Here is a 1,282-nt window from a genome sequence, read left to right as displayed (position 1 = left end):
CGACCCGTTTGCACGTACGACTGCCGCGCTATCAGTGCGTTCACCCCCAGTGCCGGCGTTCGATCTTCCAGCACCCACTCGAAGCCGCCGAGCCCGGGGCGAAGACCACGAAACGCGCCACGACCTGGATCCTCAAACGCCTCATCCACGATCAGATGAGCATCCAAGCGATCAGCAAGGCACTCGGACTCGGCTGGGACCTCGTCAACCACTTGGCCATCAACGCGGCGAAGTCGCTGGTCTATGCAGAGCCTGACCATCTGTCGGGCGTCCGGGTCCTGGGCATCGATGAGCACTGCTGGAAACACGTGCGCGGACAAGGCGAAGACTCTGTCGCGACGATCTTCGTCGACCTGACCCCGCTCATCGACGGAACCGGTCGAGCACGTCTGCTGGATGTGAAAGCGGGACGCTCCGCCAGAGTCGTGACCACATGGCTGAACGAGCGCTCCCCAGCATTCCGTGCCGGAGTCGAAGTCGTCACGATGGACGGGTTCGCCGGCTACCACACGGCGACTATGGAGTCGCTGCCGGAATCGACGCCGGTGATGGACCCGTTCCACGTCGTGCAGCTGGCCGGGCAGAAGCTCACTGCCTGCAGGCAACGCTTGCAGCAACAGATCCATGGACATCGTGGCCGGAAGAAGGATCTCCTGTACCGGGGGCGACGGACTCTGCTGACCCGCCGATCCCTGCTGAACAAGCGGGCAACAGACCGGCTGGAGCGGTTGTGGGCCGAGCATGATGACCACGTCGCGTTGGAAGTGACGTACCTGGTCTACCAGGACGTCATCGATGCGTACGAGCATCCCGATCGGAAGACGGGCAGGCGTCTCATGCAGGCAGTGATCGAGAGTCTGCGCAGAGGCCTGCCGAAAGGGCTTGAGGAGCTTGCTCAGCTGGGGAGGACGTTGTGGCGGAAGCAGGCTCAGGTGCTGGCGTTCTTCGACCGTGGAGGTGCGTCGAATGGGCCGGTCGAAGCGATCAACGGACGCCTCGAGCATCTGCGGGGCATTGGTCTGGGCTTCAGGAACTTCGAGCACTACGTGCTGCGCTGTCTGCTCCACTCCGGGCAGCTATCGGCCCGGGTCAACGCACTCTGAAACCGGAAGAGCCCTCAAACGACAGGGCGCACTGATCGAATCCGCGGATGACGACGCTGCGGCAGCCGAGACATCTGCGCCGGCTGCGACATCCGCCCAGACCGCACCGAAGGGAGACGGCGATGCTTGACGTCCTCGCGGTCACTGCCGCGATCATCCTGCTCTTCCTCCTCGTCTAC

The 1,282-nt window shown here is 63.5% G+C and carries 1 protein-coding gene; it reads left to right on the top strand.

The genetic code is table 11. From position 1 onward, the window contains the following. Nucleotides 1–1,103, top strand: a 1,103-nt coding sequence (locus tag BC102111_RS17470) for an ISL3 family transposase (protein ID WP_146001460.1), incomplete at its 5' end; no start/stop codon positions are given. Nucleotides 1,104–1,282 lie beyond the last annotated feature (179 nt).

Origin of the sequence: Brevibacterium casei CIP 102111 (genome assembly GCF_900169275.1) — a bacterium.
GTDB lineage: Bacteria > Actinomycetota > Actinomycetes > Actinomycetales > Brevibacteriaceae > Brevibacterium > Brevibacterium casei.
Note: the sequence above shows the minus strand (reverse complement) of the source record. Positions and strands in the feature narration are given on the sequence as shown.